The sequence below is a fragment of the Pseudoduganella aquatica genome (assembly GCF_020865585.1).
Taxonomy (GTDB): domain Bacteria; phylum Pseudomonadota; class Gammaproteobacteria; order Burkholderiales; family Burkholderiaceae_D; genus Rugamonas; species Rugamonas aquatica_A.
In genome coordinates this window covers 516287-533582 of the sequence record NZ_CP086370.1, presented here as the reverse complement: position 1 = coordinate 533582, position 17296 = coordinate 516287, and the positions used below count along the sequence as shown (strand labels likewise).

The 17296-nt window shown below is 65.9% G+C and carries 20 protein-coding genes; 13 read left to right on the top strand and 7 right to left on the bottom strand.

Features of this window, described 5'->3' with window-relative positions:
• Positions 1-14 precede the first annotated feature (14 nt).
• Together minD and minE are read left to right on the top strand one after the other, a co-directional pair.
• Positions 15-830 (top strand): septum site-determining protein MinD, encoded by an 816-nt coding sequence (gene minD / locus KT882_RS02405; RefSeq protein ID WP_161070123.1) that lies wholly within the window; start codon positions 15-17, stop codon positions 828-830.
• A gap of 1 nt (position 831) precedes the next feature.
• Positions 832-1083 (top strand): cell division topological specificity factor MinE, encoded by a 252-nt coding sequence (gene minE, locus KT882_RS02400; RefSeq protein WP_056400827.1) that lies wholly within the window; start codon positions 832-834, stop codon positions 1081-1083.
• A 6-nt stretch (positions 1084-1089) separates the two neighbouring features.
• On the opposite strand, the gene KT882_RS02395 is transcribed toward minE, so the two are convergent.
• The gene (locus KT882_RS02395) at positions 1090-1602 is read right to left on the bottom strand and encodes a hypothetical protein (protein WP_161070124.1); all 513 of its coding nucleotides are present in this window, start codon (positions 1600-1602) and stop codon (positions 1090-1092) included.
• A 217-nt stretch (positions 1603-1819) separates the two neighbouring features.
• On the opposite strand from KT882_RS02395, the gene KT882_RS02390 reads away from it, so the two are divergent.
• The 8 genes from KT882_RS02390 (at position 1820) to KT882_RS02355 (ending at position 9891) form a co-directional block, all read left to right on the top strand.
• The gene (locus KT882_RS02390; protein ID WP_228894257.1) at positions 1820-2509 is read left to right on the top strand and encodes a response regulator transcription factor; all 690 of its coding nucleotides are present in this window, start codon (positions 1820-1822) and stop codon (positions 2507-2509) included.
• A gap of 107 nt (positions 2510-2616) precedes the next feature.
• The gene (gene hemA / locus KT882_RS02385) at positions 2617-3891 is read left to right on the top strand and encodes a glutamyl-tRNA reductase (protein ID WP_161070126.1); all 1275 of its coding nucleotides are present in this window, start codon (positions 2617-2619) and stop codon (positions 3889-3891) included.
• Positions 3892-3967: 76 nt separating this feature from the next.
• Positions 3968-5044 (top strand): peptide chain release factor 1, encoded by a 1077-nt coding sequence (gene prfA / locus KT882_RS02380; protein WP_161070127.1) that lies wholly within the window; start codon positions 3968-3970, stop codon positions 5042-5044.
• A 66-nt stretch (positions 5045-5110) separates the two neighbouring features.
• The gene (locus tag KT882_RS02375; protein WP_228894256.1) at positions 5111-5584 is read left to right on the top strand and encodes a disulfide bond formation protein B; all 474 of its coding nucleotides are present in this window, start codon (positions 5111-5113) and stop codon (positions 5582-5584) included.
• On the top strand, positions 5581-6423 hold the full coding sequence (gene prmC, locus KT882_RS02370; protein ID WP_161070129.1) for a peptide chain release factor N(5)-glutamine methyltransferase: 843 nt from the start codon (positions 5581-5583) through the stop codon (positions 6421-6423). The genes KT882_RS02375 and prmC overlap by 4 nt, the downstream gene beginning before the upstream one ends.
• A 137-nt stretch (positions 6424-6560) precedes the next feature.
• Positions 6561-8153: a glutamate--cysteine ligase gene (gene gshA / locus KT882_RS02365; protein ID WP_161070130.1), complete on the top strand. Its 1593-nt coding sequence runs from the start codon at positions 6561-6563 to the stop codon at positions 8151-8153.
• A 6-nt stretch (positions 8154-8159) separates the two neighbouring features.
• Positions 8160-9203 carry a histone deacetylase family protein gene (locus tag KT882_RS02360; protein ID WP_161070131.1) on the top strand — a complete coding sequence of 348 codons (1044 nt, stop codon included), beginning with the start codon at positions 8160-8162 and terminating at the stop codon, positions 9201-9203.
• Between the two features lie 100 nt (positions 9204-9303).
• The gene (locus KT882_RS02355; RefSeq protein ID WP_228894255.1) at positions 9304-9891 is read left to right on the top strand and encodes a YceI family protein; all 588 of its coding nucleotides are present in this window, start codon (positions 9304-9306) and stop codon (positions 9889-9891) included.
• A 16-nt stretch (positions 9892-9907) separates the two neighbouring features.
• Here KT882_RS02355 and rnk read toward each other — a convergent pair whose 3' ends face one another.
• Together rnk and KT882_RS02345 are read right to left on the bottom strand one after the other, a co-directional pair.
• On the bottom strand, positions 9908-10315 hold the full coding sequence (rnk, locus tag KT882_RS02350; RefSeq protein WP_228894254.1) for a nucleoside diphosphate kinase regulator: 408 nt from the start codon (positions 10313-10315) through the stop codon (positions 9908-9910).
• A gap of 237 nt (positions 10316-10552) precedes the next feature.
• Positions 10553-11188 (bottom strand): TetR/AcrR family transcriptional regulator, encoded by a 636-nt coding sequence (locus tag KT882_RS02345; protein WP_161070133.1) that lies wholly within the window; start codon positions 11186-11188, stop codon positions 10553-10555.
• 106 nt (positions 11189-11294) lie between these two features.
• Here KT882_RS02345 and KT882_RS02340 point away from each other — a divergent pair, with 106 nt between their 5' ends.
• On the top strand, positions 11295-12305 hold the full coding sequence (locus KT882_RS02340; protein WP_228894253.1) for an alpha/beta fold hydrolase: 1011 nt from the start codon (positions 11295-11297) through the stop codon (positions 12303-12305).
• Positions 12306-12315: 10 nt separating this feature from the next.
• Positions 12316-13605: an epoxide hydrolase family protein gene (locus KT882_RS02335; RefSeq protein WP_228894252.1), complete on the top strand. Its 1290-nt coding sequence runs from the start codon at positions 12316-12318 to the stop codon at positions 13603-13605.
• On the opposite strand, the gene KT882_RS02330 is transcribed toward KT882_RS02335, so the two are convergent.
• From KT882_RS02330 to KT882_RS02315, 4 genes are all read right to left on the bottom strand, one after another.
• Positions 13602-13976: an MFS transporter gene (locus KT882_RS02330; RefSeq protein ID WP_228894251.1), complete on the bottom strand. Its 375-nt coding sequence runs from the start codon at positions 13974-13976 to the stop codon at positions 13602-13604. The two genes, KT882_RS02335 and KT882_RS02330, sit on opposite strands and share 4 nt — an antisense overlap.
• 27 nt (positions 13977-14003) lie before the next feature.
• Complete coding sequence (locus KT882_RS02325) at positions 14004-14792, bottom strand: Bcr/CflA family efflux MFS transporter (RefSeq protein WP_228894250.1); 789 nt, start codon at positions 14790-14792, stop codon at positions 14004-14006.
• Positions 14789-15412 carry a glutathione S-transferase N-terminal domain-containing protein gene (locus KT882_RS02320; RefSeq protein ID WP_228894249.1) on the bottom strand — a complete coding sequence of 208 codons (624 nt, stop codon included), beginning with the start codon at positions 15410-15412 and terminating at the stop codon, positions 14789-14791. Before KT882_RS02320 ends, KT882_RS02325 begins: the two co-directional genes overlap by 4 nt.
• Before the next feature lie 77 nt (positions 15413-15489).
• Positions 15490-16254: an SDR family NAD(P)-dependent oxidoreductase gene (locus tag KT882_RS02315; protein WP_161070138.1), complete on the bottom strand. Its 765-nt coding sequence runs from the start codon at positions 16252-16254 to the stop codon at positions 15490-15492.
• Positions 16255-16379: 125 nt separating this feature from the next.
• Here KT882_RS02315 and KT882_RS02310 point away from each other — a divergent pair, with 125 nt between their 5' ends.
• Complete coding sequence (locus tag KT882_RS02310) at positions 16380-17279, top strand: LysR family transcriptional regulator (protein WP_228894248.1); 900 nt, start codon at positions 16380-16382, stop codon at positions 17277-17279.
• The last annotated feature ends 17 nt before the right edge of the window (positions 17280-17296 follow it).

Below are 17296 nucleotides of genomic sequence, written 5' to 3'. Positions count from 1 at the left end.
AAAAGGACACTTTTGTGGCAAGAATTATCGTTGTAACGTCCGGCAAGGGCGGTGTCGGCAAGACGACGTCCAGCGCCAGCTTCTCCTCCGGCCTGGCCTTGCGCGGGCACAAAACCGTGGTGATCGACTTCGACGTCGGCCTGCGCAACCTCGACCTGATCATGGGCTGCGAACGCCGCGTGGTGTACGACCTGATCAACGTGATCAACAAGGAAGCCACGCTGAACCAGGCCCTGATCAAGGACAAGCACTGCGACAACCTGTTCATCCTGCCCGCTTCGCAGACGCGCGACAAAGACGCGCTGTCGGAAGAAGGCGTGGAAGCGGTGCTGCACGAGCTGATCAACATGGGCTTCGAATACATCATCTGCGACTCGCCGGCCGGCATCGAGCACGGCGCGCTGATGGCGCTGACCTTCGCCGACGAGGCGCTGGTGGTGACCAATCCGGAAGTGTCGTCGGTACGCGACTCGGACCGCATCCTGGGCATCATCCAGGCCAAGTCGCGCCGCGCGCAATCGGGCGGCGAGCCGGTCAAGGAACACCTGCTGATCACCCGCTACTCGCCGAAACGCGTGGAAGCGGACGAAATGCTGTCCTACCAGGACGTGCAGGAAATCCTGCGCATCCCGCTGATCGGCATCATTCCGGAATCGGAATCGGTGCTGCACGCATCCAACCAGGGCAATCCCGCCATCCACTTCAAGGGCACCGACGTCGCCGACGCCTATGAAGACGTGGTGTCGCGCTTCCTGGGCGAAGACCTGCCGCTGCGTTTCACGACCTACGAAAAGCCCGGCCTGCTGCAGCGTATCTTCGGAGGGAAGTAATATGGCCCTGCTGTCATTCCTGTTCCCGAGCAAGCCCAAGACGGCCACCGCCGCCAAGGAGCGCCTGCAAATCATCATCGCGCGCGAACGCAATGGCCGCGCCGGTCCGGACTTCCTGCCTGCCCTGCACAAGGAACTGATCGAGGTGATTTCCAAGTACACCAAGGTGAACGCCGACGACATCAAGATCTCGCTGGACCGCCAGGGCAACCTGGAGGTGCTCGACGTCAACGTGGTGCTGCCGGACGCCTGAGTCCGGCTAGGGCGCAGCGTCGCGCTGCGCCAGCATGACCTCCTGCGCCACCCTGGCGCAGGCTTCCACGTGCTGGTAGCCAATCTGGCGGAAGGCGAAAAAGCCGATCGCCGCCGCAGCGGCCTGGCCGGCCAGCGGTACAAAACGGGTAGCCTGCCTGGCCACCAGCCCGGCGCCGGCCCGCTGCATCATCCGCAGCACCACTTCCCTGGTCACATATTTGCCCACCATGGTGCCGCCCACGTTGACGGCGGCCTGGTAGGCCAGCAGCCGGAAACGCGGCTGCAAGCGCCCCACCTGCTCCGGCGTCAGGCCGAATTCCCGGTTCACGTCCTCGATCAGCTCGGAAAACAGGCGCAAGTCGGACACCACGTCCAATCCCGGAATCGGCACCGCCGACATGCCGGCCGACACGGCGGCACGCCGCTGCACCAGGCGCCGGCAGCGCGCGCGCACCTCGTCAAGCTCCTGTTCAGAGGCCGGTATCAACGTCCATTTCACGTCTTTCTTTGTAAACATGATGACTTTTCGTGTTACGCAATTGTACCAAAGGCCATTGAAAAGCTACTTTTAAGGGAGTACCGTGTAATCATACGACGAGTTTGCATAAGAACATTTTTGATTCTCACAGGAAAAATTTCATTCCTGAAGTGATACACTCTGTCGGCCGCCCGTGTAACTATATTCCAACTTCCTCGGCGAACGCCTTGCATCGCCGGACTTGAACCGCCCTATCATGAGAATCGTAGTACTAGACAATGACCGCAGCCAAGCCGACGTGATCTGCCAGGTGCTCACCTCGGCGGGTCACATTTGCCACGGCTTCCAGACCGCCAAGGACCTGCTCGGCCACTTGCGCAAGGACAGCTATGACATGCTGATCCTGGACTGGCAGGTGGCGGACATGAGCGGCGCCGAAGTGGTGCGCCGCGCCCGCGAAAAAATGCCTGAACAGGCGCCGGTGCTGTTCCTGACCACCGCCTCCGGCGAAGACGACATCGTGGCCGGCCTGGCTGCCGGCTGCGACGATTATATGATCAAGCCGCTGCGCCGCAGCGAACTGGTGGCGCGCGTGCAAGCCCTGCTGCGCCGCGCCTATCCTACGCAGAACGGCGCCGAACAGCTGCAATTTGGCCAGTACGTCTTCGAAACCCGCCCGGGCCGCCTGCTGATGGACGGCGCCGTGCTGGACGTGACGCACAAGGAGTTCTACCTGGCGCTGCTGTTTTTCCGCAACATCGGCCGTCCGCTGTCGCGCGCCTACATCCATGAAGCCGTGTGGATACGCGAAACCGCCATTCCTTCGCGCACCATGGACACCCACGTCTCGCGCGTGCGCAACAAGCTGCAGCTGAAGCCGGAAAACGGTTTCCGCCTGGTGCCGGTGTACAGCTACGGCTACCGCCTGGAAAAGCTGGGCGCCTGAGCCGCGCCTCAAGCAAATAGCGGCTATCGGCCCCGGCCGCCGGTGAGGCCGGACGCATCACGGTATAATGACCGGTAACGTTCCTATCCCGCCGCATACTGTCAAAAATGCAACTGCTTGCCGTCGGCCTCAACCATACCACCGCTCCAGTGTCGCTGCGCGAACAACTGGCGTTCGCCCCTGAGCAACTGGGTCAGGCGGTGACGGCGGCGCGCGCGTGGTTCGAGCGCATCGACCCGCGCGGCGGCGACGAGGCGGCCATCCTGTCGACCTGCAACCGCACCGAGCTGTACGCGGCCAGCCACGGCGTCAATCCGCTCGACGCGGGCGCCCATTTCCTGGCCGACTTCCACAAGCTCAACTACGGCGAACTGCGCCCGCATTTGTACATGCTGCCGCAACACGACGCGGTGCGCCACACTTTCCGCGTCGCTTCCGGGCTGGATTCCATGGTGCTGGGCGAAACCCAGATCCTGGGCCAGATCAAGGACGCCATCCGCACCGCCGAGGAAGTCGGCGGCTTGGGCACCTATCTGCACCAATTGTTCCAGCGCAGTTTCTCCGTGGCCAAGGAAGTGCGCAGCACCACCGAGATCGGCGCGCACAGCGTGTCGATGGCGGCGGCCGCCGTGCGCCTGTCGCAGCGCATCTTCGACAAGATTTCCGAGCAAAACGTGCTGTTCATCGGCGCCGGCGAAATGATAGAACTGTGCGCCACGCACTTCGCGGCGCAGAATCCGAAAAGCATCACCATCGCCAACCGCACCATGGAGCGCGGCGAGCAGCTGGCGCACCGCTTCGGCGCCAAGGCCATGCGCCTGGCCGATTTGCAGGACCGCCTGCAGCACTACGACATCGTCATTTCCTGCACCGCCTCCTCGCTGCCGCTGATCGGCCTGGGCATGGTGGAGCGCGCCATCAAGGCGCGCCGCCACAAGCCCATGTTCATGGTGGACCTGGCGGTGCCGCGCGACATCGAACCCGAAGTGGGCCGCCTCAGCGACGTCTTCCTGTACACCGTGGACGACCTCGGCAAAGTGGTGCAGACCGGCATGGAAAACCGCCAGGCGGCGGTGGCGCAGGCCGAAGCCATTATCGAAACCCGGGTGCAGTCCTTTATGCACTGGATAGACGACCGCGCCGTGGTGCCCGTGATCCAGAGCCTGCAGGAAAGCGGCGAAGCGCTGCGCCAGATGGAACTGGAGCGCGCCCGCAAGATGCTGGCCAAGGGCGAAGACATCGACGCGGTGCTGGAAGCCCTGTCCAAGGGCCTGACCGCCAAGTTCATGCACGGCCCGCAGCAGGCGCTGCACCGCGCCCAGGGCGACGAGCGCGCCCAGCTGGCCACCTTGCTGCCCCAGATGTTCCGCGGCCGCCGTTAGCGCAGCCAGCTTCCCCCCTGGCGTCCGCGCCGCAGCAGTACCGCACTCCCCATTCCACGTATTTCACAGAGCACCCATGAAACCATCAATGCTGGCCAAGCTGGACCAATTGGCAAACCGACTCGACGAACTGGACGAACTGCTGATGTCCGAGGGCGCCACCTCCAATATGGACAGCTACCGCAAGATGACGCGCGAACACGCCGAACTCGGTCCGCTGGTGGCGCTGTACAAGGACTACCAGGGCGCGCTGGGCGACATCGCCGAGGCGCAGGCCATGCTGTCCGATCCGGAGATGAAGGAGTTCGCGCAGGAAGAAATCGAAGCGGGCAAGGGCCGCCTGGCCGAGCTGGAACTGGCGCTGCAGAAAATGCTGTTGCCCAAGGACGCCAACGACGAGCGCAACATCTTCCTCGAGATCCGCGCCGGCACCGGTGGCGACGAATCGGCGCTGTTCGCGGGCGACCTGCTGCGCATGTACACCCGCTTCGCCGAGCGCAACCGCTGGCAGGTTGAGATGGTGTCGGAGTCGGCCTCCGACCTGGGCGGCTACCGCGAGGTCATCGTGCGCCTGGTGGGCAACGGCGTGTACTCCAAGCTGAAATTCGAATCGGGCGGCCACCGCGTGCAGCGCGTGCCGGCCACCGAGACCCAGGGCCGCATCCACACCTCGGCCTGCACCGTGGCGGTGATGCCGGAAGCGGACGAGGTGGAGGACGTGCACATCAATCCGGCCGACCTGCGCATCGACACCTTCCGCGCCTCGGGCGCGGGCGGCCAGCACATCAACAAGACCGACTCGGCCGTGCGCCTGACCCACTTGCCCACCGGCATCGTGGTGGAGTGCCAGGACGACCGTTCGCAGCACAAGAACAAGGCCCAGGCCATGAAAGTGCTGGCGGCGCGCATCAAGGACGTGCAGCTGCGCGAGCAGCAGTCGAAGGAGGCCGCCACCCGCAAGAGCCTGATCGGCTCGGGCGACCGCAGCGAGCGCATCCGCACCTACAACTACCCGCAGGGCCGCATGACGGACCACCGCATCAACCTGACCTTGTACAAGCTGGACTTCATCATGGACGGCGACCTGGCGGAGCTGACCAACGCCCTGGCCGCCGAACACCAGGCCGAGCTGCTGGCCGCGCTGGGTGATTAATTGAGACTTAAGGCGCGGGCGCGCCGCTTTGTGCGAAAATTGCCCCGCCTATAATCTTTCCATACCATGATGAATCCACGTTCCCTGCTCCTGTCCATCGCCCTGGCCTGCTTCGGCCTGATCGGCGTCGCCCTGTATCTGCAGCACGTGGTGGATCTGCTGCCCTGCCCGCTGTGCGTGATCCAGCGCTATCTGTTCCTGCTGATCGGCTTCGCCTGCCTGGCCGGCTACTTCATGAAGAACACCGCCATCGGCACCGGCATCGGCCTGCTGGGCGCGCTGGGCGGCCTGGGCGTGGCGGGCAAGCACCTGTATGTGCTGGCCCACCCCGGCTTGTCTTGCGGCATCGATCCTATGGAAACCATGCTCAACAAGATCCCCACCGCGACCTATCTGCCCTTCCTGTTCCAGGCCGACGGCCTGTGCGAGAACGCCACCGACGGCCTGCTCGGCATGTCGATCCCGCAGTGGGCCTTTGTCTGGTTCGGCCTGTTCGCGGTAGCCCTGGGCTGGTCGCTGCTGCGCCGCCGCGCGCGATGATCGCTGCCGGCGCCACCATCGCCGCCGTGCAGGCGCAAACGCACTACGCGCAGCGCCTGGACCCGCTCGACAACCGCATCCTGATCTGCCACGCGCTCGGCCTGACGCGCGTGGCCCTGATCACCCAGTCCGAACGCGCGCTCACGGCGGACGAGGCGGCCCGCCTGTCCGCGCTGCTGCAGCGCCGCCTGGACGGCGAACCCATCGCCTACATCGTCGGCGAGCGCGAGTTCTTCGGGCTGCCCTTCAAGGTCAGCCCCTCGGTGCTGATACCGCGCCCGGACACCGAACTGCTGGTGGAGCTGGCCATCGAGCGCCTGCCGCCGTCCGGCCGCGTGCTCGACATGGGCACAGGCAGCGGCGCCATCGCCGTGGCGCTGGCCCATACCCGGCGCGACGCCGACGTCACCGCGCTGGACGTGAGCCCGGCCGCGCTGGAGGTGGCGCGCGGCAACGCCGAACTGAACGGCGCCCGCGTGCGCTTCCTGGAAAGCGACTGGTACAGCGCCGCCGCCGGCCAGCGCTACCAGCTCATCGTCTCCAACCCGCCCTATATCGCCGACGGCGACCGCCACCTGTCCGAGGGCGACCTGCGCTTCGAGCCGGGCGGCGCGCTGACCGACTACGCCGACGGCCTGAGCGCGCTGCGCACCATCATCGCGGGCGCGCCGGCGCACCTGGAAGCCGGCTGCTGGCTGCTGATGGAGCACGGCTACGACCAGGCCGAGGCCGTGCGCGCACTGCTGGCCGCGCAGGGGTACACTGAGGTGCAAAGCTGGCGCGACCTGGCCGGCATCGAGCGCGTCAGCGGCGGCATCGCGCCCACCACGGCGGCCTGAAACCGCGCCGTGGCGCGGGCCGCGCGCCTTTTGATAAAATAGCAATCCGAGCTTTTTGGGCGGTCGCCGACGCGCTTGGCCGTTTTCGGTTAATCTCGCACCAATCTTACATTGCTGCACCAGAAAGGAAGCCCAAATTGTCCAACCTATTGACGCGCCGCCTGGCCTTGTTGGCCGATGACAAGCACCGCGCGGTGCTGGGCGGCGGCTTGCGCGGCATAGAGCGGGAAACCCTGCGCGTGGACCCCGCCGGCCATCTGGCGGCCACCTCCCACCCGGTCGCGCTGGGCTCGGCGCTCACGCACCCGGAAATCACCACCGACTACGCGGAAACCTTGCTCGAGTTCATCACTCCGGCCGAGCACGACATCGCCATCACGCTGAACAAGCTGGACGCCATCCACCGCTACAGCTACAGCAAGCTGGGCAGCGAAATGCTGTGGAGCCAGTCCATGCCCTGCCAGTTGCCGGCCGAGGAAGACATCGAAATCGCCTGGTACGGCAAGTCGAATATGGGCATGCTCAAGCATGTGTACCGGCGCGGCCTGGCCGTGCGCTACGGCAAGGCCATGCAGTGCATCGCCGGCATCCACTACAACTACTCGCTGGACGAGCGGCTGTGGGCGCTGCTGCACGACAGCGAAGCGGACGATCGCAAGCTCTCGGCCAAGGCCTACCAGTCCGAGCGCTACTTCGCCACCATCCGCAACTTCCGCCGCTACAGCTGGCTGCTGATGTATCTGTTCGGCGCCTCGCCGGCGCTGTCGGCCAGCTTCCTGCGCGGCCGTCCGCACAAGCTCGAGCAGCTTTCGGACGACACGCTTTACCTGCCCTACGCCACCAGCCTGCGCATGAGCGACCTGGGCTACCAGAACGACGCCCAGTCCGGCCTGAGCCCGCACGAGAACTGCCTGGACAGCTATGTGGCCACGCTCACCAAGGCGGTGAACCAGCCCTACGCGCCCTACGCGGAAATCGGCACCAAGAAGGATGGCGAATGGGTGCAGCTGTCCACCAATGTGATCCAGATCGAGAACGAGTATTACTCGACGATACGCCCCAAGCGCGTGATCCGCAGCGGCGAGCGCCCCATCCAGGCGCTGTGCTCGCGCGGCGTGCAGTACATCGAAGTGCGCTGCATGGACGTGGACCCGTTCGAGCCGGTCGGCATCAGCCTGGAAACGGGCCGCTTCCTGGACGCCTTCCTGCTGTTCTGCGCGCTGGAGGAAAGCCCCGCCATCTCCGAGGAGCAGGGCCGCATCTACACCGAGAACTTTGCGCGCACCGTGAAGGAAGGCCGCCGTCCTGGCCTGACGCTGCAGCACAACGGCGCCGAAGTGACGCTGCAGGCCTGGGGCCGCGAGCTGCTGGACCGCATCCGCCCCGTGGCCGAACTGCTGGACCGCCAGCGCGGCGGCAGCGTGCATGCCGAGGCTATGGCCGTGCAGGCCGCCAAGCTGGACGATCCGGACCGCACGCCGTCCGCGCGCGTGCTGCGCGAACTGCGCGCCAACGGCGGCTCGTTTGCCGCCTTCGGCCTGCACCAGAGCGAACGCCACGCGGCCTACTTCCGCAGCCATCCGCCCACCGCCGAGGAAGCCGCCTACTTCGACGCGCAGGCAGCCGCCTCGCTGGCCGAACAGGACGCGATGGAAGCGGCCAACACCGGCAGCTTCGACGACTTCGTGGCCGCCTACCGCAACAGCAACCTGTGTAAAAACGTCGGCTAAGCCACCGTGCTGACCTTCTACAACGAGCAGCACGGCCAGCACCAGGGCCGCTACGAAATCTTCCGTGGCGAAATGGTGCCCTGCTTCGAGAAGGCGGAGCGGGTCGACTCCGTGCTGGCCGAACTGGGCCGGCGCGGCCTGGGGCAGATCGTCACGCCGCACGGCGTGCCGCTGATGACGCTGGAGCGCGTGCACAGCCCGCGCTATCTGCAGTTCCTGCGCGGCGCCTGGAACGAATGGCTGGCGCTCGATCCGGCCAACGCCGGCAAGGACGCCTTCCCCGCCGTGTGGCCGGTGCGCTCGCTGCGCTCGGACATCGAACCGGATAATTTCTGCGCCAGGCTGGGCCTGTATTCCATGGACAGCGGCACGCCCATCACGGCCGGCACCTGGACCGCCGCCAAGACCGGCGCCGACTGCGCCGTCAACGCGGCGCACGCGCTGCGCCTGGGCGAGCGCAGCACCTTCGCGCTGACGCGCCCTCCCGGCCACCACGCCGGGGCCGACTTCTACGGCGGCTACTGCTTCCTGAACAACGCCGCGCTGGCGGCCCAGCACCTGCTGGACGACGGCGCGCGCAAAGTCGCCATCCTGGACATCGACTACCACCACGGCAACGGCACGCAGAGCATCTTCTACGACCGCAGCGACGTGCTGTTCGTCTCCATCCACGCCGACCCGCGCCAGGAATATCCCTTCTACCTGGGCCACGCCGACGAAACCGGCGCGGGCGCGGGTCTGGGCTTCAACGTCAACCTGCCGCTGCCCCACGGCACCGGCACGCAAGCCTGGTTCGCCGCGCTGGAGACCGCCTGCGTGCGCCTGCAGATGTATGCGCCGGAAGCGCTGGTGGTGTCGCTGGGCGTGGACACCTTCGCCGGCGACCCGCTGTCGCACTTCGCGCTGCAAAGCGCGGACTACCTGCGCATCGGCGAGCGCCTGGCCTGGCTCGGCCTGCCCACCGCCTTCGTGTTCGAGGGCGGCTACGCGGTGAAGGAACTGGGCGTGAACGTGGTCAATGTGCTGGAAGGCTTCGAGACAGCCTTGTAAGCGCTGTACGCGCGCGCTCACGCCGATGCCGCAACAGCAGGCCCACGTTGCCGCCACCCTGCTAGACTAGGCGCCTCATTCCCTCACGACAGGAGACGCCATGAAATTCAGCAGCAAACTGTTTGCAATCGCAGCCCTGGCCAGCGGCATGGCCAGCAATGGGGCCACTGCGGCGCCGGTCAGCTACGACGTCGATCCGCACCACACCTTCCCCAGCTTCGAAGCCGACCACATGGGCATCTCCTTCTGGCGCGGGAAGATCAACAAGAACAGCGGCAAGATCGTGCTGGACCGCGAAGCCGGGCAAGGCACGGTCGATATCGCCATCGACCTGTCCAGCATCGATTTCGGCGAAGACCTGCTCAACAAATGGGCGCTCGGCAAAGACTTCTTCGACGTGAAAAAGCACGGCAAAACCGCGCGCTACAGCGGCAAGCTCAATCTCGCCAACGGCGACCCCACCGAAGTGCAGGGCCAGCTCACGCTGATGGGCGTGACCAAGCCGCTCACGCTCAAGCTGAACCGCTTCAAATGCATACCGCACCCCATGCTCAAGCGCGAACTGTGCGGAGCGGACGCCGCCGCCACCTTCAACCGCGAGGAGTTCGGCCTCGCGGCGGGCAAGGACTATGGCTTCTCGATGGATGTGGCCTTGCGCATCCAGGTGGAAGCGGTGGCGGCGAAGTAAGGCGCAGGCACCCGGCTCAGCGGTGCAGCTCGCCGGCGCGCTCCGGCTGGTACAGCACGTCCAGCACGGTGAGCTTGAAGGCGGCGCCGTCGGGACGCGTCCAGTCGATGGAGTCGCCGGCCGACAGGCCGATCAGGGCGTTGCCCACCGGCGCCAGCACCGAGATGCGGTCGTCGCCGGGACGCATGTCCTTGGGATAGGCCAGCGTGAGCGTGAATTCCTCGGCCGGCTGGTCCAGCGCAAAACGCACGCGCGAATTCATGGTGACGACGTCCGGCGGCATGTCGGCCGGTTCCACCAGCTCGGCGCGCGACAGTTCTTCCAGCAGTGCATGGCGGGCGGCCGACTGCGCGGACGGCAGCGCGTCCAGCAGCGTCTCAAGGCGGTCCATGTCGACGGACGACACAACGATATTGGGTCTCATGATGTAACTCCACAAATGTCAGGAAAAAGGCAAGGCAGTTGGAGAGCGGCCCGGAGGGAGGGAAGACGGCGTCTTCCTGGCGTTCCCGCCGGGCCTCAGGAAAGGCCGGCGAGATCACGCGCGTGCGCGCGCCAGCCTTCGTCGCACAGGGGCGAAGGGGCGCAGCAATACGGGCGGTTACTCGGCAGGGTCATGAGGATCAGGATATCGGGACTGTCCCGAGTATAACCGCTTTGTTCAGACGCGGGCCGGCGCCGGCCAGGCGCCCATGGCCAGCGCCACCACTTCCAGCAGTTTCTTGCGGCCGGCGCCGTCGCGCGCCTGCAAGGTCATGCCTTCGATCACCGTGTAGTAGAAGCGCGCCAGCGCCGCCGCGCCGGTGTCGGCCGGCAGTTCGCCGGCGTCGATGCCGCGCGCGATCCAGCGGCCGATACCGGCCTCCACTTCGGCGCGGCGCCCGCGCAACAGTTCCTGCACTTTGGCCGCCGCCGGCGAGCCGTTGACGGCGGACGCGATCACCATGCATCCCGGGGGTTGTCCGGCGCGCGTCAGCTCGATGGCGTTGCTCTTCAGGAGCTGCTCCACCGTGCTGCGCGCGCTCTGGCCCTGCGCGAACACCGCCTCCGCATTGCCCGGACCGGCCGCGTAGCGTTCCACCGCCTCCAGGAACAGGCGCTCCTTGTCGCCGAAGGCCGAGTACAGGCTGGGCGGCGTGATCCCCATGGCCTGCGTGAGGTCGCTGATGGACGTGGATTCATAGCCATGCCGCCAGAACAGCAGCATGGCTTTTTCCAGGGCGGCGTCGCGGTCGAAGGACAGCGGACGCCCGCGAACGCGGACCGGCGGGGTGGCGGGAGCGGTTTCTTTTTTCATAGTGATCGATATTAAATACATTGACAGCGCATTGCAAGCGGAATATATTTCATCTAATTACATAGTGATCGCTATGTATATCAAGTCAATCGACCCGGAGAAACCCATGAAATCCCCTATCGGCGCCCTGCGCGCCATCGCCATTGCCGCCGCCATCGCCGCTACCGGCACGCTGGCCCCGCCTGCCGCCCACGCTGCGCAACCAGCCAAGATCAGCAAGGCCGAACTGAGCGACACCGCACTGGTGAAATCCCTGCCCGGCTTCAGCAACGGCTACGCCGAAGTGAACGGCACCCGCCTGCACTACGTGGAAGGCGGCAAGGGCGAAACGCTAGTGCTGCTGCCGGGCTGGCCGCAGACCTGGTGGGCCTTCCATAAAATCATGCCGGAGCTGTCCAAACACTACCGTGTGATCGCGCTGGACCTGCGCGGCATGGGCGGCTCGGCCAAGCCTGAAGGCGGCTACGACAAGAAGAACATGGCCAAGGACGTACTGGAACTGCTGAAGAAGAAAGGCATCGAGAAAGCCCACATCGCGGGCCACGACATCGGCGCGCAAGTGGCGTGGAGCTACGCCGCCAACTTCCCGCAAGCGACCGGCAAGCTGGTGCTGATGGATGTGCCGCATCCGGACCAGGGCCTGTACAGCTGGCCCATCCTGCCGGGCGTGGGCACCTTCAACGAGAAGATCGACGAGCGCGCGCCTTTCGCCTGGTGGTTCGCCTTCCATCAGGTAAAAGGCCTGCCAGAAAAACTGCTGGCCGGCCGCGTGCACCTGGAGCAGGAATGGTTCTTCACCTATCTGCTGAAGGATGAAGCGGCGCTGTCGCCGAAAGACCGCGCCATCTACGCCAGCGCCTACAACAGCGCGGACGCCATCCGCGCCGGCAACGCCTGGTACCAGGCCTTCCCGCAGGACATCGTGGATGAGAAGGAATACAAGAAGCTGGAGATGCCGGTGCTGGGCATTGCCGGTCCGGGCTACGGCTGGCTGAGCTCCACGCTGGCGGCCAAGGCCAGCAACGCGCGCACCATCCGCCTGGAAAACAGCGGCCACTTCGTGCAGGAAGAAGCGCCCGCCGACACCACCAGGCACATGATTGAATTCCTGAAGTAAGGGGAGCACCATGGACCGCAACCACTCGGTGCCGGCCAATCCACAACGGCGCCTTTTGCTGCGCGCTGTAGGCGCGGTTGCCGGCATGTCCGGCGCCTTCGCTGCGCTGGGCAGCAGCATGCTGGCAGCGCCGCTGGCGGCCGAGCTGGCGGATGGCGCCAGGACCGGCGCAGGCAGCGACGCCATCGTGCCATTCCGGATTGCGGTCCCACAGCAGCAGCTGGACGACCTGAAACAGCGGCTGGCGCGCACGCGCTGGCCGGATGCGGAAACCTCCGGCGACTGGCGCCAGGGCGTGCCGCTGGCGACCGCCCAGGCGCTGGCGGCGTACTGGCAAGGCGAGTACGACTGGCGCAGCTTCGAGCGCCGGCTGAACGCCTTCCCGCAATTCCGCACCGAAATCGACGGCCTGGGCATCCACTTCCTGCACGTGCGCTCGAAGCACGCCGGCGCGCTGCCACTGCTGCTCACGCACGGCTGGCCGGGATCCATCGTCGAATTCCTGAAGATCATTCCCATGCTGACTGACCCGGAAGCGCACGGCGGCAAGGCCGAAGACGCCTTCCACGTCATCATTCCTTCCTTGCCCGGCTTCGGCTTCTCCGACAAGCCGCGCGGCGCAGGCTGGAACCTGATGCGCACCGGCCAGGCCTGGGCCACGCTGATGGCGCGCCTGGGCTACAAGAAGTGGGTGGCGCAAGGCGGCGACTGGGGCGCTGGCGTGACCACGGTGCTGGGTCATCTGCGCCCGCCCGGCCTGGCCGGCATCCACCTGAACTGGCAGTTCGTTTTCCCCGAGAAGATGCCCGAGGTGCTGAGCAAGGAAGAGCAGCGCGCAGTCGATGGCGCCAATCGCTTCCTCCACGAAGGCTCGGGCTATTTCCGCATGCAGGCCACGCGCCCGCAAACCATAGGCTACGCGCTGGACGATTCGCCGGTGGCGCTGATGACCTTCATCTACGACAAATTCCGCGACTGGACCGGCCCGGCCTCCACGCTCACGCGCGACGAGTTGCTGGACAATATCAGCCTGTACTGGCTGACCGGCACCGGCGCCTCATCGGCGCGCATCTACTGGGAGAACGCGAACGGCAGCTTCTCGGGCGGCAAGCTGTCGCTGCCGGTGGCGGCGTCCGTGTTCCAGCACGAGATCTACCGCGCGCCGGAAAGCTGGGCGCGGCAGACCTATTCGCAGCTGGTGTACTGGAACGAGGTGGGCAAAGGCGGCCATTTCGCCGCCTTCGAACAGCCCGCGCTGTTTGTGCGGGAACTGCGCGCGGGCTTCAGTCCCATGCGCTAGGCGGCGGCCGGCTGGCGCCGCAATGTAGGCGCCCAGGCCAGCAGTCCGGCCAGCGCCAGCAGCATCTGTCCGGCAGCCAGCGCCAGCATCGAATGCTCCAGCGCGGGCGCCAGCACCGCCGTCACCGCGGCGGCCAGCATCACCATCGAGAAGGACTGCATGGATGCCGCCACGCCGCGCGTGTTCGGGAACAGGTCCAGCACCATCAGCGTCAGTCCCGGCGATGCCAGCGACATGCCGAAACCATAGAAGAAGATGGGCATCACGCTCCACGGCAGGGACGGCGGGAACGCGGCGTGGTAGGCCACGTTGGCAACCGTGGCGGCCAGCAGGATGGCGTAGCCGGCGGCGATCTGCCCGCGTAGGCTCAATTTTTCCGCCAGCCGTCCGGCCGCATACTAGCCAAGGAAGATGCCGCCGACCATGGGAATGAACTGCCAGCCGAACTGGCTCGCGCCCAGGCCCAGGTGCCGGCCCACAATGGCAGGCGCCGCCGCCACGAACAGGAACAGGCCGCCGAAGTTGAAGGCGATGGCGGCCGAGCCGCGCTGGAAGTCCACCGAGCGGAATACCGCCAGATAGCTGCGCAGCATGCCGGCCGCCTGCAAGGGCTGGCGCTGCGCCGCCGGCAGCGTCTCGGGCAGATGGCGGTAGCAATACCACAGCAGCACCACGGTGTAGGCGCTCAGGAAGGCAAAGATGGCGCGCCACTGGAAGGCCGTCACGATCCAGCCGCCCAGTACCGGCGCCAGGGCCGGGGACAGCGAGAAGATCATGCTCACCAGCGCAAGCATGCGGGCGGCCCGCGTCCCTTCATACAGGTCGCGCACCATGGCGCGGCCCACCACCGTGCCGGCGCCCGCCGCTACACCCTGCAAGGTCCGGAACGCGGTCAGCCAGCCGATGTCCGGCGCCAGCGCGCTGCCCAGCGAGGCGGCGCCGAATACCACCAGCGAAGCGAGTATCACCTTGCGGCGGCCCAGCGCGTCGGCCAGCGCACCATGCCACAAGCTCATGGCGGCAAAGAAGAACAGGTAGGCGCTCAGCGTGAACTGCACCTGCTGCGTTCCGGTGTGCAGGGAGCTGCGGATATTGTCGAATGCGGGCAAATAGGCATCCACCGAGAGCGGCCCCAGCAAGGCGAGGCCGCCCAGCAGGAAGGCGATGGTGCGCGGATGGCTGCTCATCGCATGCCACGCTGCACGGCGGGACGACTGCCCACCAGTTCCATCCAGCGCAGCAGCGCAGGCTTGGTGCCGATGCGCTCGGCCAGCACTTCGGCCAGGAAGGTGGATGCGGTGACGGCCCACGGGTAGGCGGCGATGTCGGCGATGCTGTATTCGTCACCCGCCAGGTAGCGGCTTTCCGCCAGGCGCTTGTCCATGACCGACAGCAGGCGGTCGGCCTCGGCGAGGAAGCGCGCGCTGGCGGAGGCCGACTTCTCCTGGGCGAATTTCTCGAAGTAGCCCAGCTGGCCCAGCATGGGACCCAGGCCGCCCATTTGCCAGTTCAGCCATTCCAGCGTCTTGTAGCGCGCAGCGCCGGCGGCGGGCAGGAAGCGCCCGTGGCGCTCGGCCAGATAGGTGAGGATGGCGCCGCTTTCAAACACGGACAGCGGCCCGCCCTCCGCGCCGTGGTCGACGATGGCGGGAATCTTGTTGTTGGGGGAAATGGCTAGGAAGCCCGGCGTGAACTGCTCGTTGCGGCCAAGGTTGACCGAAATGGTCTCGTAGGCGAGGCCCAGTTCTTCCAGCAGGATGGCGACTTTGCGGCCATTCGGCGTGGTCCAGGTGTAGAAGGAAATCATGGTGTGCTCCGGAAGGCAGGACAAGAAAAAGGGCCGGCACTGCCGGCCCCGTGGGGATCAGACGGAAAGAGGCGCGATCAGATCTGCGCGATGCCGCCGTCGACGAACAGCTCGATGCCGTTGATGAAGCTGCTGTCGTCCGACGCCAGGAAGGTCACGGCCTTGGCCACTTCGGCAGGCTGGCCCAGGCGGCCGATCGGCACCAGCGTGGCCAGGTGTCCCAGCAAACCGGATTGATGCTCTTCCGGCACCAGGCCGGCCAGGCCGGGCGTATGCACCGGACCAGGGCTGACGGCGTTGACACGGATATTGCGCGGTTTCAGGTCCAGCAGCCAGTTGCGGGCGAAGTTGCGCACGGCGGCCTTGCTGGCGCTGTACACGCTGAAGTTCTCGGTGCCCTGCACCGAGGTGGTGGAGGCGGTCAGTATCACCGAGCTGCCATCCTTCAGCAGGCGCAGCGCTTTTTGCACGGTGAACAGCGTGCCCTTGACGTTGACGTCGAAGATGCGGTCGAAGTGCTCTTCGGTGACGTCGGCCAGCGGCATCATGTCGCCGCCGCCGGCGTTGGCGAACAGCACGTCAAGGTGGCCGCTGCGCGCTTCGATTTCAGCGTAGATGCGGTCCAGGTCTTCCAGCTTGGCGACGTCGCCCTGGATGCCGTAAGCGGCGGCGCCGGTGGCGGTGATGGTGGCCACGGCTGCATCCAGCTCGGCCTGGCGGCGGCCAGTGATGTAGACGGTCGCGCCTTGCGCTGCGAAGTCCTGTGCCGAAGCCAGGCCGATGCCGGTGGTGCCGCCGGTGACCAGTGCGATTTTGCCTGCCAGTTTCTGTGCGTTGCTCATTTCAGTGCTCCTTTAAGTGGATGAATGTGTTTGACGACGGAATCCACTTTACGCTCGCTGGATTATTGAATAAAGTAGCAATAACAGAATACTTTATTCCCCCATGTGAATAATAAGGACGCACGATGGACCAGTTGCAGGCAATCCGGGCCTTTGCCCGCGTGGTCGAAGCGGGCAGCTTCACCAAGGCGGCGGACACGCTGGGCATGCCCAACGCCACACTGACCAAGTCGGTGCAGGCGCTGGAGGCGCACCTGCGCATCAAGCTTTTGCAGCGCACTACGCGGCGCGTTTCGGTCACGCCCGAGGGCGCGCAGTACTACGAGAAAACGCAGCGGCTATTGAAGGAACTGGACGACGTGGACGCCAGCTTCAGCGCGGCGCAGTCGCGCCCGCGCGGCCATCTGCGGGTGGACGCCGGCAGCTCCATCGCCAGCCAGGTGCTGCTGCCCGCGCTGCCGGCCTTCCTGGCCCGCTATCCGGACATCCGCATCGACATGGGCGTATCGGACAAGCATGTGAACCTGATCGGCGATAACGTCGACTGCGTGATACGGGGTGGGGAACTGACCGACCTGTCGCTGATCGGCCGCCAGGTGGGCAGCGCCTCCTGGGTTACCTGCGCCACGCCTGCCTATCTGCGCGATCACGGCACGCCGAAGCATCCATCCGAGCTGGAACAGGGCCACACTGTCACGCACTACCTGTCCACGCGCACCGGGCGCGGCATGCCGCTCAATTTCGCCAAGCAGGGAGAGAAGCTGGAGATACTGGGCGAGCGTTCAGTGGGGGTCAACGAGAGCAACGCCCACGTCGCGGCCGGCCTGGCCGGCCTGGGCGTGCTGCAGACCTTCCGCTACGGGGCCGCGCCGCATATCGCCAGCGGCGCGCTGGTGCCCATCCTGGAGGACTGGCGGCCGGCGCCCTACCCCTTCTACGTGGTTTATCCGTCCAACCGCTATGTGAGCAACCGGCTGCGGGTCTTTATCGACTGGACCGCTGACCTGTTCGCCGCGCTGGAGTAAGCGCAACGCTGCTGCCG

What these genes read in the sequence shown, in the direction of transcription:
- KT882_RS02335 (WP_228894252.1), top strand. Translation starts at nt 12,316, where the DNA reads ATGGACCGCAACCACTCGGTGCCGGCCAATCCACAACGGCGCCTTTTG.
- KT882_RS02345 (WP_161070133.1), bottom strand. Translation starts at nt 11,188, where the DNA reads ATGAAAAAAGAAACCGCTCCCGCCACCCCGCCGGTCCGCGTTCGCGGG.
- prmC (WP_161070129.1), top strand. Translation starts at nt 5,581, where the DNA reads ATGATCGCTGCCGGCGCCACCATCGCCGCCGTGCAGGCGCAAACGCAC.
- KT882_RS02340 (WP_228894253.1), top strand. Translation starts at nt 11,295, where the DNA reads ATGAAATCCCCTATCGGCGCCCTGCGCGCCATCGCCATTGCCGCCGCC.
- KT882_RS02325 (WP_228894250.1), bottom strand. Translation starts at nt 14,792, where the DNA reads ATGAGCAGCCATCCGCGCACCATCGCCTTCCTGCTGGGCGGCCTCGCC.
- KT882_RS02315 (WP_161070138.1), bottom strand. Translation starts at nt 16,254, where the DNA reads ATGAGCAACGCACAGAAACTGGCAGGCAAAATCGCACTGGTCACCGGC.
- KT882_RS02310 (WP_228894248.1), top strand. Translation starts at nt 16,380, where the DNA reads ATGGACCAGTTGCAGGCAATCCGGGCCTTTGCCCGCGTGGTCGAAGCG.
- KT882_RS02375 (WP_228894256.1), top strand. Translation starts at nt 5,111, where the DNA reads ATGATGAATCCACGTTCCCTGCTCCTGTCCATCGCCCTGGCCTGCTTC.
- hemA (WP_161070126.1), top strand. Translation starts at nt 2,617, where the DNA reads ATGCAACTGCTTGCCGTCGGCCTCAACCATACCACCGCTCCAGTGTCG.
- KT882_RS02320 (WP_228894249.1), bottom strand. Translation starts at nt 15,412, where the DNA reads ATGATTTCCTTCTACACCTGGACCACGCCGAATGGCCGCAAAGTCGCC.
- rnk (WP_228894254.1), bottom strand. Translation starts at nt 10,315, where the DNA reads ATGAGACCCAATATCGTTGTGTCGTCCGTCGACATGGACCGCCTTGAG.
- KT882_RS02355 (WP_228894255.1), top strand. Translation starts at nt 9,304, where the DNA reads ATGAAATTCAGCAGCAAACTGTTTGCAATCGCAGCCCTGGCCAGCGGC.
- minE (WP_056400827.1), top strand. Translation starts at nt 832, where the DNA reads ATGGCCCTGCTGTCATTCCTGTTCCCGAGCAAGCCCAAGACGGCCACC.
- KT882_RS02390 (WP_228894257.1), top strand. Translation starts at nt 1,820, where the DNA reads ATGAGAATCGTAGTACTAGACAATGACCGCAGCCAAGCCGACGTGATC.
- KT882_RS02395 (WP_161070124.1), bottom strand. Translation starts at nt 1,602, where the DNA reads ATGTTTACAAAGAAAGACGTGAAATGGACGTTGATACCGGCCTCTGAA.
- prfA (WP_161070127.1), top strand. Translation starts at nt 3,968, where the DNA reads ATGAAACCATCAATGCTGGCCAAGCTGGACCAATTGGCAAACCGACTC.